This window comes from Pseudomonas anatoliensis, from assembly GCF_017976235.1.
GTDB lineage: Bacteria > Pseudomonadota > Gammaproteobacteria > Pseudomonadales > Pseudomonadaceae > Aquipseudomonas > Aquipseudomonas anatoliensis.
This window is the reverse complement of sequence record NZ_JACVHC010000002.1, coordinates 496,758-509,870: the sequence shown is the minus strand read 5'-3', so window position 1 is coordinate 509,870 and position 13,113 is coordinate 496,758. Positions and strand designations below refer to the sequence as shown.

Sequence of the window (13,113 nt, the reverse complement as noted above, 5' to 3'; positions counted from 1 at the left end):
GACGGACTGTCTTATAAAGCTTGCTCGACGAATGGAACGGTCAGCGCCAGTGCGCCATCCAGCGCGCCGGCGTCGACACCGCCGCCCTGCGCCATGTCCGGACGACCACCGCCCTTCCCGCCCACTGCCGCAGCAGCCTGTTTCATCAAATCACCGGCTTTGAGTTGGCCAGTCAGGTCTTTGGTTACGCCTGCAACCAGAACGACCTTTTCCTCATGGACACTGCCGAGCAGGATCACTGCGCGGCCGAGTTTGTTTTTCAGCTGATCGACCAGCGCCAGCAGCGCCTTGGCGTCCTGACCGTCGAGACGCACGGCCAATACCTTCACGCCTTTGACATCCAGTGCCGAAGCCGACAGATCGTCGCCTGCAGCGCTGGCAGCCTTGGCCTGCAACTGCTCGAGTTGCTTCTCCAGCAGACGGTTGCGCTCCAGCACAGCCGACAGCTTGTCGATCAGGTTGTCACGGCTGCCCTTGACCAGGCTGGCCGCTTCCTTGAGTTGTTCTTCTGCAGCGTTCAAGTAGGCCAGTGCGGCTGCACCGGTAACTGCCTCGATACGACGCACGCCCGATGCCACACCGCCTTCGCTGATGATTTTCAGCAGGCCGATGTCGCCGGTACGGTTGGCGTGGATACCGCCACACAGCTCGACGGAAAAAGAGCCACCCATGCTCAGCACGCGCACGTTGTCGCCGTATTTCTCGCCGAACAGCGCCATCGCGCCTTTGTTCTTGGCAGTTTCGATGTCGGTTTCTTCGGTTTCAACCGCGGAGTTCTTGCGAATCTCGGCGTTGACGATGTCTTCCAGTGCTTTTATTTGCTCAGGCTTGATCGCTTCAAAGTGGCTGAAGTCGAAGCGCAGGCGCTGACTGTCGACCAACGAGCCCTTCTGTTGAACGTGTTCGCCCAGCACCTGACGCAATGCGGCGTGCAACAAGTGCGTCGCCGAGTGGTTCAGCGCAGTAGCGTGACGCACTTCGGCATCAACGTGGGTTTCAACCGGCGCGCCGATGGTCAGGCTGCCCGACGCCAACACGCCGTGGTGCAGGAACGCGCCGCCAGTCTTGGTGGTGTCGCGCACATCGAAACGTGCGTTGCCGGCCTGAAGGAAACCGCAGTCGCCGATCTGGCCACCGGATTCGGCGTAGAAAGGGGTCTGGTTGAGAACGATCACGCCCTCTTCGCCTTCACTCAGTACGTCGACCGATTGGCCTTCTTTATAGATGGCAACGATTTTGGCCGAACCGCTGGTCGCGGCGTAGCCGGTGAACTCGGTGGCCACATCAACCTTGACCAACGTGTTGTAATCCAGACCGAACGAGCTGGCCGAACGTGCGCGGACGCGCTGCGCTTCCATCTCACGCTCGAAACCGGCTTCGTCGACGGTCAGGCTGCGCTCGCGGGCGATGTCCGCGGTCAGGTCCATCGGGAAACCGTAGGTGTCGTAGAGTTTGAAGACCACGTCGCCCGGCACCACGGTGCCTTTGAGTTCCAGCAGATCCTGTTCGAGAATCTTCAGGCCGTGCTCCAAAGTCTTGGAGAACTGCTCTTCTTCGGCCTTGAGCACGCGCTCTATATTGCTCTGCTGCTTCTTCAGTTCCGGGAACGCATCGCCCATCTCGGCAACCAGTGCCGCGACGATCTTGTAGAAGAAGCTGCCGGTGGCGCCCAGCTTGTTGCCGTGACGGCAGGCGCGACGGATGATCCGGCGCAGCACGTAGCCGCGACCTTCGTTGGATGGTGTTACGCCGTCGGCGATCAGGAAACCGCACGAACGGATGTGGTCGGACACAACCTTGAGCGAAGACTGATCGCCATTTTCGCAGCCGATCGCTTCAGCCGAAGCCTTGAGCAGGTTTTTGAACAGGTCAATGTCATAGTTGGAATTGACGTGCTGCATCACCGCACTGATCCGCTCCAGGCCCATGCCGGTATCGACCGACGGCGCTGGCAACGGATGCAACACGCCATCGGCGGTGCGGTTGAACTGCATGAACACGTTGTTCCAGATCTCGATGTAACGGTCGCCGTCTTCTTCCGGCGAACCCGGTGGGCCGCCCCAGATGTGGTCGCCGTGATCGTAGAAAATCTCGGTGCAAGGGCCGCACGGGCCGGTATCACCCATGGTCCAGAAGTTGTCGGACGCGTAAGGCGCGCCCTTGTTGTCGCCGATGCGGATCATGCGCTCGACCGGCACACCGATTTGCTGGGTCCAGATGTCATACGCTTCGTCGTCCGAGGCGTACACGGTGACCCAGAGTTTTTCCTTTGGCAGTTGCAGAACGCCGGTCAGGAAGGTCCACGCGTAAGTGATCGCGTCTTTCTTGAAATAGTCACCGAAGCTGAAGTTGCCGAGCATTTCGAAGAACGTGTGGTGACGAGCGGTATAACCGACGTTTTCCAGGTCACTGTTCTTGCCACCGGCACGCACGCACTTCTGGCTGCTGGTTGCACGGGTGTACGCACGTTTTTCCTGGCCCAGGAAGCAGTCCTTGAACTGGTTCATCCCCGCGTTAGTGAACAGCAGGGTTGGGTCGTTGCCCGGAATCAAAGAGCTGGAGGCTACACGGGTGTGGCCTTGCTCTTCGAAGAAGCGAAGGAAGGCTTCACGGATTTCTGCGCTTTTCATTAGGTTCTTCCACGGAGGCTGCGGCCAAAGGCCTGTTCGAAACGTCAACAGACGAAGCGACGGCAAAGGGCCGCATTATATCGGCCCTGCGCGCGGGGTACAGCGTGTTTATACGATAGAAACGGTCAATTGGACGGGTAACGCTGTCACTTGCGCGAAAACTCGACGAATGCCGCGATAACTTGTTCGATTTGCGAGCGATTGACGTCCATGTGCGTGACCATGCGCAGACGTGCGGCGGCGCTCAATTTGATCCCGCGCTCGGCGGCAAACGCCTTGATGGCCTCGGCATTGTCGCCTGCCTGCACATAAACCATGTTGGTCTGCACGGGTTCGACGCTGAAGCCGGCACCACGCAAGCCTTCGGCGAGAAATTGCGCGTTGGCGTGGTCATCGGCCAAACGCTCGACGTTGTGATCCAGCGCATACAGCCCCGCCGCCGCCAGCAGTCCCGCCTGACGCATACCGCCGCCGACCATTTTGCGCAGGCGCCGAGCCTTGCCGATCAACTCGACCGAACCGCACAACACCGAGCCAACCGGCGCGCCAAGGCCTTTGGACAGGCACACCGACACCGAGTCGAAATGCTGGGTGATTTCCCGGGCATCAACGCCCAATTTGACCGCCGCGTTATACAGACGCGCCCCGTCCAGGTGCAGTTGCAGACCGTTGTCCTGGGTGAATTTGCGCGCGCGGGCCAGATACTCCAGCGGCAACACTTTCCCTTGCATGGTGTTCTCCAGCGCCAGCAGCCGGGTCCGGGCGAAGTGGAAGTCATCGGGTTTGATTGCCGCCGCGACCTGCGCAAGATCCAGGGAACCGTCAGCCTGAACTTCCAGCGGCTGCGGCTGAATCGAACCGAGCACTGCCGCGCCACCGCCCTCGTACTTATAGGTGTGCGCCTGTTGGCCGACGATGTATTCGTCACCGCGCTCGCAATGCGCCATCAAGCCCAGCAAGTTGCTCATGGTGCCCGTCGGCACAAACAACGCGGCAGCGAATCCCAGCCGTTTTGCCAGTTCCGCTTCCAGACGATTGACCGTCGGATCTTCGCCATAGACGTCGTCACCGGTGTCTGCCGCGGTCATCGCGTCGAGCATGGCGGGAGTCGGTTGGGTGACGGTGTCGCTGCGAAGATCGATAACACTCATGAACCTGGCCTCAAGTCAGCAGGGGAAATCCCTTTGCGAGGGTGAATTACTGCGGTCATCGCGGCGATTAATCAACCCTTGGCGCAGGAAAACACCACACGAGCGTTCAAAAAACTCGATAACAATCATCAGATAGGCGCAATGCACGGATACACAATCTGTGTTAAAAACGCTGCGTCGCCCAAAAAGGGGCGGCAAAAACGTTCTCAGGGCGGGGTGCAATTCCCCACCGGCGGTAATTGCGCGCAACGCGCATAGCCCGCGAGCGCTTGACGACGAACACGGCTTTGGCCGGTGATCGACGGCAAGGTCAGCAGACCCGGTGTGATCCCGGGGCCGACGGTCATAGTCCGGATGAAGAGAGAACGGGATTAACGCCAGAGGGCCGTCCGCGTGCATTCGTGCAAGCGTGCGTACCCTTGAATCCCTTTCGATTCATAACGCCCTGTTTTTCACACAAACAGGAGTCAGAACATGCAACCCACCGCTATCGACAGCAAAAGCAAACACCCTCACGGCGAGCGCGTCGCGTTCATCCAGGCCTGCTGGCACAAGGAAATCGTTGATCAGAGCCGCAAAGGCTTTATCACCGAAATGCTTGCTCAGGGGTATCAGGAATCGGACATCGACTTCTTCGAAGTCGGCGGTGCCTTTGAAATGCCCCTGCACGCCAAGCTGCTGGCCAAAACCGGTCGTTACGCCGGTATCGTTGCAGCAGCCCTGGTGGTGGACGGCGGGATCTACCGTCACGAGTTCGTCGCCCAGTCGGTCGTCAGCGGCCTGATGCAGGTTCAGCTGGAAACCGAAGTGCCAGTGTTCTCGGTATCACTCACCCCGCACCACTTCCATGCCGGCGAAGAACACCAGAAGTTCTTCTTCGAGCACTTTGTGCACAAGGGTCAGGAAGCGGCGAAGACGTGTGCGGATACACTGATGAAGGTGCGTGCGCTGCGCCGCAGTGAGCCGCGTGCGGTAGCGGTCTAAACCACTAATGATCGTTCCCATGCATCGCCCGGGAATGCCTCAATAGACATTCTGCGTACCGATTCGCGGGGAACGATCATCACCTGTAGGAGCTGCCGAAGGCTGCGATCTTTTGATCTTGTCTTTTAAGATCAAAAGATCGCAGCCTTCGGCAGCTCCTACGGGGGAATGTGCTGAATTCAGGCGAGGTTTTCGTCGGTAGTCGGGACGATCAGGATGCCCGCTCGCAAGCCGTTCTTGACCTTGGGATTGGGGAAGATGATCCGGGCGCCCGGCTCTTCGATGATCCAGCGGGTATTGGCCAGGTCTTCGGCCAGCACGTAACCCATTTCCAACTCTGAAAAGTTTTCGATGTCCTGCGGCAGGTTCAAGCGGAACGCATCGCTGTGCTTGATGATTTCCCGCGCCACGCTGAACAGCTGCAGACCGTCCAGCCCTTCTGCGGCAACCTCCGGCTCAGTCCCTTCGATGATCTGCTTCAGACGGGTTTCCAGCAGCGAAACATTGACCCCATCGTTCTGCCCGAACGGTCGCGCCTTGCCCAACTCCAGCGTGAAGGCCTCGGCGCCGAGCTTGTCGTAGGTATACGAGCTGAACACGATCGACGGTTTGTTCTGCAACAGCACCGCTTCCATGCCGGCAGCGCGCAGCCGCGCCAGTTCCAGACGTGAATGCTGGCGACCTTCCTTCCACGGATACAAGGCGAACTGCTCGATTTTCGAGCCACGAATCGCTGTGTGCAGGTCGTAGTGCAAACGCTGGCGATCCGGCTGGCTGAAGAACACCGCCGCCAATCGTTCCAGCTCACAGGCACGTAGCGCTTCGCTGCCACTGCTTTGTTCATGACGGCCGTTGAACAACCGATTGACGTCCTGCTCGATAAAACGCTCGCCTTTGCGAATCGCCTCGGGGTTGCCGAATAGGAACAGAATGCGTGCGCGCGGCTTCAGATCGCCGCGAGCGATGTCGTGCAGCAACCGATCAAGCAACTCGATCGGCGCTGTTTCGTTGCCATGGATGCCTGCCGACAGCAGCAGGTCCAGGCCATTGTCGCGAGCTTCGGGAGGCCGGACTTCCAGCGCGCCCTCGCTCAACCAGCGCATGCGCACGCCTTCGACAGTCAGTTGAGTCTTCTCCGCCGGTTCGCGGCCGGCGAGGGTCAGTTCAAGCAGTTTGCCGAGGGCGAGCATAGAGCGGTTTCCTTAGTGGTCGTGGTTGCAATCCGGGCCGTGCACGTGATCTTCGTCGTCGCCGACTTCGGCCGGTTCCATTTCCAGTTGCAGACTTACCAGATTAGTCGCCAATGGGCGCAACAGCAGGTTGGCGTACTCGGCATCACCTTCTTCAACGTCTACGCCGATCAACAGCTGGCCGCGGCCGTCCTGCTGGATCCACAGCTCTTTGCCTTGCCACAGGACCGCGACGCGGGTGCAGGAAGTTTCCAGTTGCGTGCCGTCGGTGTCTTCAAGGATCAGCTGCAGGGAATCGCTCATGTTTTTACTCTCTTGGGGAGACAAGCCGCGCGCCGCGTTCAGACGACGCGCCGGCCATCAATTGATCTGGAATGGATAAACCGCGCCCAGTTTAAGGATTTGCGTCAGTTCATCCAGTGCCGTCCGGCATTCAAGCAGCAATTGCGGGTCCGCCAGATCGGTTTCGCTCAGGCGGTCGCGGTAGTGCTTTTCAACCCACGCGGTCAACGAACCGTACAACGGGGCCGTCATGATAACGCCTGGGTTGACCGCCGCCAGTTCGGTTTCGTTGAGCGCGACGCGCAGTCGCAGGCACGCCGGACCACCGCCGTTCTGCATGCTCTGCTTGAGGTCGAACACCTTCACTTCGCGGATCAGGCCGCCGGAGCTGGTCAGGCCTTGCAGGTAATTCCACACCCGCTCATTGGCCTGGCACTCTTGCGGCACGATCAGCAGCATCGAGCCATCAGGACGCGATAGCAGCTGACTGTTGAACAGGTACGAACGCACCGCGTCATCCACGGTGACCGCCGAACGCGGCACACAGATCGACTGGAAATTGCCGCCGACCCTGGCGAGTTTGCCTTGCAACTCGGCCAGCATCTGCTCGGTGTCGAGGAACGCGTCCTCGTGATAGAACAGCGCCTCGCCGTTACCCACGGCAATCACGTCGTTATGGAAAACGCCCTGATCGATCACGCTCGGATTCTGCTGCGCGTAAACCACGCCTTCGTCACGCAGACCGTGCAGACGCGCAACAGCTTGCGACGCTTCCAGAGTCTGGCGCGCCGGGTACTTCTGCGGCGCCGGGTAGCGGTTGTCGAAGGCACTGCGACCGAACACGAAAAACTCGACACCTGCCTCACCGTATTCACGGCAGAAACGCGTGTGGTTGGCTGCGCCTTCGTCACCGAACTGCGCCACTGCCGGCAGCGCCGCGTGATGGGCGAAGTGCTGCTGATTGGCGAACATCGCGCCGAGTACGCGGCTGGTGGTCGGGTGCTCGATGCTGCGGTGATATTTGCAGTTTAGGTTGGCGGCGGTGAAATGCACACGACCGTCAGCGGTGTCGGCGCTCGGGCTGACGGTGGCAGCGTTGGCCACCCACATGCTCGATGCCGAGCAACTGGCAACCAGCAGCGGCATCGCTTCTTTGGCGGCACGCTCGATCACTTGAGCGTCGGTGCCGCTAAAACCCAGACGGCGCAGTGCGGCCACGTCCGGACGTTCCTGCGGTGCCAGTACGCCTTGCTGAAAGCCCATTTCCATCAGCGCTTTCATTTTCGCCAGGCCTTGCAGCGCCGCTTCCTTCGGGTTCGAGGATTGCTGGCTGTTGCTCTGGGACGCGACGTTGCCGTAGGACAGACCGCCGTAGTTATGGGTCGGCCCCACTAGACCGTCAAAATTGACTTCATAGGATTTCATCAGCGAGGCTCCACGAGAATCTGTTGTTATAGGCATCGAGTAACAATTCTTTGAGACCGAGGTGAGGCCATCGCTGGCAAGCCAGCTCCCACAGGGTTAGCGGTGTTCACAGATTTTGTGTACGACGCATTCCATGTGGGAGCTGGCTTGCCAGCGATGGGCATCACGCCATCTTCACGCCAGGCGTCAACGTCGCAGGCATCACCAGGCTCGGCGTTTCCAGCGACGCCACCGGGTACGCGCAATAATCTGCTGCGTAGTAGGCGCTGGCGCGATGGTTGCCAGAGGCCCCCACACCGCCGAACGGTGCGCTGCTCGCAGCGCCCGTCAGTTGCTTGTTCCAGTTGACGATACCGGCGCGGCTTTGCAGCCAGAATTGCTGGTAGCGATCTTCAGAATCCGACAACAAACCCGCCGCCAAACCGTAAGCGGTGTCGTTGGCCTCGCTGATCGCCGCTTCGAAATCCGCGTAACGGATCACTTGCAGCAGCGGGCCGAACAGTTCTTCGTCCGGGCGCTCGGCGACCGCGGTCACATCAACAATACCCGGCGTCAGCAGTGCGGCTTGCGCTTGCGGCTGAGTCATTGCCAGCAACGACACAGCACCGCTGGCCAGCAAATGTTCTTGAGCATCCATCAGCGCTTTCGCAGCGCCCAAGGAAATCACCGAACCCATGAACGGCGCTGGTTGCTGATCGAATGCACCGACTTCAATGGTCGCGCTCACTTCAACCAGACGCTTGAGCAGGCTGTCGCCCCACGCGCCTTGCGGCACCAGCAGACGACGGGCGCAGGTGCAGCGCTGGCCGGCAGAAATGAACGCCGACTGAATGATCGTGTAAACCGCCGCATCCAGATCAGCAACCTGATCGACTACCAGTGGATTGTTGCCACCCATTTCCAGAGCAAGAATCTTGTCCGGACGACCGGCGAACTGCTGGTGCAGATGATTGCCGGTACGGCTCGAACCGGTGAAGAACAGACCGTCGATACCAGCATTCGCGGCCAGCGCGATGCCGGTTTCGCGAGCGCCTTGCAGCAGGTTCAACACGCCTGCGGGCAGACCGGCTTCGATCCAGCACTTGACCGTCAGCTCGGCGACTTTCGGCGTCAGCTCGCTTGGCTTGAACAGCACGCTGTTACCGGCCAGCAGCGCCGGCACAATGTGACCGTTCGGCAAGTGACCGGGGAAGTTGTAGGGGCCGAACACCGCCACCACGCCATGCGGCTTGTGGCGTAATACAGCGGTGGCGTCGCCCAATGGGCCGCTCTTCTCGCCTGTGCGTTCGCGGTAGCTCTGCACCGAGATCGCGATCTTGTTGACCATGCTGGTGACTTCGGTCGCGGCTTCCCACAACGGTTTGCCGGTTTCCTCACCGATGGTACGAGCCAGTTCGTCAGCGTGGTTTTTCAGCGCTGCGGCGAACGCTTCAAGAACGCTGATGCGCTCTTCCAGCGTACGACGCGCCCACTCCGGAAACGCCTGACGTGCAGCCTGCACCGCCGACTCAACCTGAGCGGCGGTAGCGCCCTCCCCCGACCACAGCACTTGCTGGGTCACCGGGTTCAGCGATTGAAAGGCTTCGCCTTGGCCGGCCAGCCATTCACCTGCGATGTATAGCGAATTCATTATTTCGACTCCCGAGCAGCGGACAACGCCACGGCGCGAACCTGGTCGCCTGCGTTGAGTTGAAGACGTTTGGCAGTCTGCGAATCGACCACCAGCGTGCCGGCAGCCAGACGGGCCGGCGCGGCGGTGATGCGGCAATCTTCGCGTTTGCGGTTATGGATGATGAACGGCGTAGCGTCATCGCCCGGCGTACCAATGGCCAGCACCAACGCTTCGCTGTCACGCACCGCGCGGATCTTGCTGGTCTCGCATTCAATTCCCGGGCCGGCATCGAAGATGTCGACGTAACCCTGATAGCTGAAGCCTTCGCTCTTGAGCATCGCCAGCGCCGGTTCGGTGTCCGGGTGAACCTGGCCGATCACACTGCGCGCGTCTTCCGACAGGAAGCAGGTGTACAGCGGGAATTTCGGCATCAGTTCAGCAATGAATGCCTTGTTGCCGACACCGGTGAGGTAATCGGCCTGGCTGAATTCCATCTTGAAGAAGTGGCGCCCCAGGCTTTCCCAGAACGGCGAACGGCCGGCTTCATCGGACACGCCGCGCATCTCGGCAATGATCTTGTTGCCGAACAGTTCCGGGAACTCGGCAATGAACAGCATCCGCGCCTTGGACAGCATGCGACCGTTGAGACCGTTGCGGTAATCGGCGTGCAGGAACAGCGAGCACAGCTCGGAGTTGCCAGTCAGGTCGTTGGCCAGGAACAGCGTCGGAATCTCGCGATAGATGTTCAGCTCTTGCGAAGCGCTGACGGTCAGGCCGACACGGAAGTTGTACCAGGGCTCACGCAGACCGACCGCGCCGGCAATGGCAGAAATCCCCACCACGCGACCATCATCGTCTTCGAGCACGAACAGGTAGTCCGCATCGCCACGGCCGGCTTCGCCGCGAAAGGTCTTCTCGGCCCAGCCAACCCGGTGGGTCAGGCGTTCTTCGTTGGCCGGCAACGTGGTCAGGCCGGTGCCGGTGCTGCGGGCCAGGTCGATCAGCGCGGATAAATCGCTGCTGCGTACGGGACGAACAATCATGCTATCTCCTCAAACGGGCCGCCTTCGGCCACCCGTAAAACTCGCTAAGGCGTTAAACCGCCACCAGGCGCACGCTGGCACCTTCACCGACGCCCAGGGCTTCGGCCGCTTCCAGATCCAGGGTCACCGGTTTGCCCGGCGCGTAATCCAGCTCGAGCAACACGGCGCGGTAATCCTGCAACTGCGCGTTGGCCACCAGATACTGGCGCCCGGCACCTTTGACCGGCTCGCCGATCTTCACTGGCACGACGCGGCTCTGGGCGATCGAACGGATCCCCGAAACGCGCGCATGCAGGGTCGGGCCACCGTCGAAAATATCGATGTAGTGATCGGTCTCGAAGCCTTCGCGCATCAGGATGTCGAAGGTGATCTGCGCACGCGGGTGCACCTGCCCCATCGCCTCTTGGGCGGAATCCGGCAGCAGCGGCACGTAGATCGGGTAATGCGGCATCAGCTCGGCGAGGAACGTCCGGCTCTTCAGGCCACACAGGCGTTCAGCCGCAGCGTAGTTGAGGTCGAAGAAGTTGCGACCGATGGCATCCCAGAACGGCGAGTCGCCATTCTCGTCGCTGTAACCGACGATCTCGGTCACCACCGAATCAGCAAAACGCTCCGGATGGCTGGCAACAAACAACAGACGGCCACGGGAGTTGAGCTCGGACCACGGCGACCCCACCAACTCGCGCTGCACATAGAAACTGGTCAGCAAGCTATTGCCGGTCAGGTCGTGGCACTGCGAGAGCACGTGGATCTTGTTGTGGATCTTCAGTTCGCGGGACGCGTGGACGAAGGTCTCGTTGCGAAAGCTGTAGAACGGTTCCGAGTAACCGGCAGAAGCAACGATGGCCGAGCAGCCGACCAGTTTGCCGGTGGCGGTATCTTCGAGAACGAAGAAGTAACTCTCTTCACCGTTGAAGCTCACTTCGGCAGAGAACGAGGCTTCGCTCGCAGCGATCTTGTCGCTCAGACGTTCCACGTCATCCGGCAAGGAAGTGACACCAATCGGGCTGTCCGCAGCCAGACGCTGTACCTCGCCCAGATCAGCCATTTGCGCGGGGCGCATCACCAGCATGGTGTCACTCCTTTCTCTTATAAATTCACAGAAAAAACACCGGACGTTGCAGGAGTGAGCCGTTGTGGTGAGGGGATTTATCCCCGATGGGGCGCGCAGCACCCCCAAAAAGGCTGGGTCTGCTGCGCAGCCCATCGGGGATAAATCCCCTCACCACAGGTTCAATCCAACATTGATTTGGACCGGTATTAAAAAATTTTGATCGACGCCTGAAATGTTCAGGCGCCGAAGGGTCTATCAGGCTTGCGTCAGTTTTGCTGCAGCACGTTCGAAGCGGTCGAGGCCGGCATCGATATCGGCGTCTTCCACCACCAGGCTCGGGGCGAAACGGATCACGTCCGGGCCGGCTTGCAGAATCATCAGGCCTTCTTGTTCAGCGGCGTTGAAGATGTCCTTGGCCTTGCCTTTCCAGGCATCGCTCAGCACGCAACCGATCAGCAGACCGAGGCCACGCACCTGAGTGAACAGGCCGTACTTCTCGCCGATCTGCTCCAGGCGTGCCTTGAACTTGTCGTGCTTGGCATTCACACCGCTCAACACCTCAGGGGTGTTGATCACGTCGATCACCGCTTCTGCCACCGCGCACGCCAGCGGGTTGCCGCCGTATGTGGTGCCGTGGGTGCCGACGACCAGATGTTTGGCCAGCGCTTCGGTGGTGAGCATGGCTGCGATCGGGAAACCACCGCCCAGGCTCTTGGCACTGGTCAGGATGTCCGGGGTCACGCCGTAATGCTGGTAGGCGAACAGCTTGCCGCTGCGGCCCATGCCGGTTTGCACTTCGTCGAACACCAGCAGCGCGTTATTCGCGTCGCACAGTTCACGGGCGCCTTGCAGGTAAGCCAGCTCGGCCGGCAGCACGCCGCCCTCGCCCTGAATCGGTTCCAGCACAACCGCGCAGGTCTTGTCGGAAACGGCGGCTTTCAGCGCAGCCAGATCGTTGTAAGGAACGTGGGTGATACCGGTGATTTTCGGGCCGAAACCGTCGGAGTACTTCGACTGGCCACCGACGTTAACGGTGAACAGGGTACGGCCGTGGAAGCTGTTCAGCGCGGCAATGATTTCGTATTTCTCGCTGCCAAAACGGTCGAATGCAACACGACGGGCCAGCTTGAACGCGGCCTCGTTGGCTTCAGCGCCGGAGTTGCAGAAGAACACGCGCTCGGCGAACGTGGCGTCGATCAGCTTGTGCGCCAGGCGCAGGGCTGGTTCGTTGGTGAACACGTTGGAAACGTGCCACAGCTTGTTCGCTTGCTCGGTCAAGGCACCGACCAGCGCCGGATGCGCATGGCCCAATACGTTGACGGCGATGCCGCCGGCGAAGTCGATCAGCTCGCGGCCGGCCTGGTCCCAGACACGGGAACCGGCGCCACGCACCGGAATGAAAGCGGCAGGCGCGTAGTTGGGAACCATAACCTGGTCGAAATCGGCGCGTTGTACCGCAGCGTGCTCAACGGACATCGGAGTCTCCTGATGAGGGCCACCCGCCGGAAACTGGCGAGCGATGGGGGGATTGTAAGGACAGTTATCGGCCCGGCCTTGCCGCCAGGCGACAACTTCTTATAGCGCCAACCCCGGATTTTTCCGGGTTTACGGCAATGCGACAAATAACGTCGCAAAGGCGCAGTTTAAACTGCCTCCGCCGATTTGCGGCAGGCCCGGGAGGATATCAATTCAACCCGGCGCCACAGATATATATATGTACCGCACCGCCATCGCATGATTCT

10 protein-coding genes and 1 riboswitch are annotated in these 13,113 nt (G+C 60.3%); of the genes, 1 reads left to right on the top strand and 9 read right to left on the bottom strand.

Features of this window, described 5'->3' with window-relative positions; translation table 11 throughout:
* Nucleotides 1-11: 11 nt before the first annotated feature.
* Together alaS and ltaE are read right to left on the bottom strand one after the other, a co-directional pair.
* The gene (gene alaS, locus ICA16_RS07615; RefSeq protein WP_150616090.1) at nucleotides 12-2,630 is read right to left on the bottom strand and encodes an alanine--tRNA ligase; all 2,619 of its coding nucleotides are present in this window, start codon (nucleotides 2,628-2,630) and stop codon (nucleotides 12-14) included.
* A 146-nt stretch (nucleotides 2,631-2,776) separates the two neighbouring features.
* On the bottom strand, nucleotides 2,777-3,781 hold the full coding sequence (ltaE, locus tag ICA16_RS07610; RefSeq protein WP_210700340.1) for a low-specificity L-threonine aldolase: 1,005 nt from the start codon (nucleotides 3,779-3,781) through the stop codon (nucleotides 2,777-2,779).
* A gap of 198 nt (nucleotides 3,782-3,979) precedes the next feature.
* Nucleotides 3,980-4,152: riboswitch (FMN riboswitch) on the top strand.
* Nucleotides 4,153-4,255: 103 nt separating this feature from the next.
* Between ltaE and ICA16_RS07605 the strand changes: the two genes are divergently transcribed.
* Nucleotides 4,256-4,765: a 6,7-dimethyl-8-ribityllumazine synthase gene (locus ICA16_RS07605; protein WP_210700339.1), complete on the top strand. Its 510-nt coding sequence runs from the start codon at nucleotides 4,256-4,258 to the stop codon at nucleotides 4,763-4,765.
* A 179-nt stretch (nucleotides 4,766-4,944) separates the two neighbouring features.
* Here the strand turns inward: ICA16_RS07605 and astE are convergent, their stop codons facing one another.
* The 7 genes from astE to ICA16_RS07570 form a co-directional block, all read right to left on the bottom strand.
* A complete protein-coding gene (gene astE / locus ICA16_RS07600) occupies nucleotides 4,945-5,955 on the bottom strand; it encodes a succinylglutamate desuccinylase (RefSeq protein ID WP_210700338.1) in 1,011 nt (336 codons plus the stop codon).
* A 12-nt stretch (nucleotides 5,956-5,967) separates the two neighbouring features.
* A complete protein-coding gene (locus tag ICA16_RS07595) occupies nucleotides 5,968-6,258 on the bottom strand; it encodes a topoisomerase II (protein ID WP_150604280.1) in 291 nt (96 codons plus the stop codon).
* A gap of 57 nt (nucleotides 6,259-6,315) precedes the next feature.
* Nucleotides 6,316-7,662 (bottom strand): N-succinylarginine dihydrolase, encoded by a 1,347-nt coding sequence (gene astB, locus ICA16_RS07590; protein WP_150604281.1) that lies wholly within the window; start codon nucleotides 7,660-7,662, stop codon nucleotides 6,316-6,318.
* Between the two features lie 163 nt (nucleotides 7,663-7,825).
* Nucleotides 7,826-9,295 (bottom strand): succinylglutamate-semialdehyde dehydrogenase, encoded by a 1,470-nt coding sequence (astD, locus tag ICA16_RS07585; protein WP_210700457.1) that lies wholly within the window; start codon nucleotides 9,293-9,295, stop codon nucleotides 7,826-7,828.
* Nucleotides 9,292-10,317: an arginine N-succinyltransferase gene (astA, locus tag ICA16_RS07580; protein WP_150604283.1), complete on the bottom strand. Its 1,026-nt coding sequence runs from the start codon at nucleotides 10,315-10,317 to the stop codon at nucleotides 9,292-9,294. Before astA ends, astD begins: the two co-directional genes overlap by 4 nt.
* A 52-nt stretch (nucleotides 10,318-10,369) precedes the next feature.
* Nucleotides 10,370-11,389 (bottom strand): arginine/ornithine succinyltransferase subunit alpha, encoded by a 1,020-nt coding sequence (aruF, locus tag ICA16_RS07575; protein ID WP_042560545.1) that lies wholly within the window; start codon nucleotides 11,387-11,389, stop codon nucleotides 10,370-10,372.
* Nucleotides 11,390-11,626: 237 nt separating this feature from the next.
* Nucleotides 11,627-12,847 carry an aspartate aminotransferase family protein gene (locus tag ICA16_RS07570; protein ID WP_150604284.1) on the bottom strand — a complete coding sequence of 407 codons (1,221 nt, stop codon included), beginning with the start codon at nucleotides 12,845-12,847 and terminating at the stop codon, nucleotides 11,627-11,629.
* Between the last annotated feature and the right edge of the window lie 266 nt (nucleotides 12,848-13,113).

What these genes read in the sequence shown, in the direction of transcription:
- astE (WP_210700338.1), bottom strand. Translation starts at nt 5,955, where the DNA reads ATGCTCGCCCTCGGCAAACTGCTTGAACTGACCCTCGCCGGCCGCGAA.
- alaS (WP_150616090.1), bottom strand. Translation starts at nt 2,630, where the DNA reads ATGAAAAGCGCAGAAATCCGTGAAGCCTTCCTTCGCTTCTTCGAAGAG.
- ltaE (WP_210700340.1), bottom strand. Translation starts at nt 3,781, where the DNA reads ATGAGTGTTATCGATCTTCGCAGCGACACCGTCACCCAACCGACTCCC.
- ICA16_RS07595 (WP_150604280.1), bottom strand. Translation starts at nt 6,258, where the DNA reads ATGAGCGATTCCCTGCAGCTGATCCTTGAAGACACCGACGGCACGCAA.
- astA (WP_150604283.1), bottom strand. Translation starts at nt 10,317, where the DNA reads ATGATTGTTCGTCCCGTACGCAGCAGCGATTTATCCGCGCTGATCGAC.
- ICA16_RS07570 (WP_150604284.1), bottom strand. Translation starts at nt 12,847, where the DNA reads ATGTCCGTTGAGCACGCTGCGGTACAACGCGCCGATTTCGACCAGGTT.
- aruF (WP_042560545.1), bottom strand. Translation starts at nt 11,389, where the DNA reads ATGCTGGTGATGCGCCCCGCGCAAATGGCTGATCTGGGCGAGGTACAG.
- ICA16_RS07605 (WP_210700339.1), top strand. Translation starts at nt 4,256, where the DNA reads ATGCAACCCACCGCTATCGACAGCAAAAGCAAACACCCTCACGGCGAG.
- astB (WP_150604281.1), bottom strand. Translation starts at nt 7,662, where the DNA reads ATGAAATCCTATGAAGTCAATTTTGACGGTCTAGTGGGGCCGACCCAT.